1 protein-coding gene is annotated in these 1,101 nt (G+C 73.3%); it reads left to right on the top strand.

All coding sequences use genetic code 11. The annotated features are described in order from the left end of the window. On the top strand, positions 1-1,101 hold a 1,101-nt coding region (locus ACSNOB_RS31885), incomplete at both ends, for a beta-ketoacyl synthase N-terminal-like domain-containing protein (RefSeq protein ID WP_436691144.1).

Consider the following 1,101-nt stretch of genomic DNA (forward strand, 5'->3'; position numbering starts at 1 on the left):
CTCGTTCGGTTTCGAGGGGCCGGCGGTGACGGTGGACACGGCGTGTTCGTCGTCGTTGGTGGCGTTGCACCTGGCGGCGCAGGCGCTGCGGTCGGGGGAGTGCGACCTGGCCCTGGCCGGCGGCGTCTGCGTCATGGCGTCCCCGGCCACCTTCGCCGAGTTCTCGATTCAGGGCGGCCTGTCGGCCGACGGCCGGTGCAAGTCGTTCGCGGACGCCGCGGATGGCACCGGCTGGTCCGAGGGCGTCGGTGTCCTGGTCGTGCAGCGGTTGTCCGACGCGCGGCGCGACGGCCGGCGGATCCTGGCGGTGGTGCGCGCTACGGCGGTGAACCAGGACGGCGCGTCGAACGGTCTGACGGCGCCGAACGGTCCGTCGCAGCAGCGGGTGATCCGGCAGGCCCTCGCGTCGGCGGGGCTGTCGGCCGGGGACGTGGACGTGGTGGAGGCGCACGGCACGGGTACCAGGCTTGGGGACCCGATCGAGGCGCAGGCGCTGTTGGCGACGTACGGGCAGGGCCGCAGCGAGGCCACGCCGCTGCTCCTCGGGTCGGTGAAGTCGAACATCGGTCACACGCAGGCGGCGGCCGGGGTGGCGGGCATCATCAAGATGATCTTGTCGATGCGGGCGGGTGTGGTTCCGGCGACCCTGCATGTGGACGAGCCGTCGTCGCATGTGGACTGGTCGTCGGGTGCGGTGGAGTTGGTGACGCAGGCGCGAGAGTGGCCGGTGGTGGGGCGTCCGCGTCGGGCGGCGGTGTCCTCGTTCGGCATCTCCGGCACGAACGCGCACGTCATCCTGGAGCAGCCCGACTCCGCGCCGGAGCGTGAGTCGGTGCCGGCAGCGCATCCGGCGCCTGCGGCAGGGGAACTCCTGGCCGGGGCGGTGGAGCCCGTGGCCGGGCCGCGGCCGGAGTCCGTCTCGGCCCCGGTCGAGGGCACAGCCACCGGGGTGCCGGTGCCGTGGGTGGTGTCGGCGCGCTCGGAGCGGGGTCTGGCGGGTCAGGCGGCGCGGTTGGTGTCGTTTGTGCGGGACCGTTCCGATCTGTCGGTGGCGGATGTGTCGTGGTCGTTGGTGACGACGAGGGCGGCGTTGGAGCACCG

Origin of the sequence: Micromonospora sp. URMC 106 (assembly GCF_051386395.1) — a bacterium.
GTDB lineage: Bacteria > Actinomycetota > Actinomycetes > Mycobacteriales > Micromonosporaceae > Micromonospora.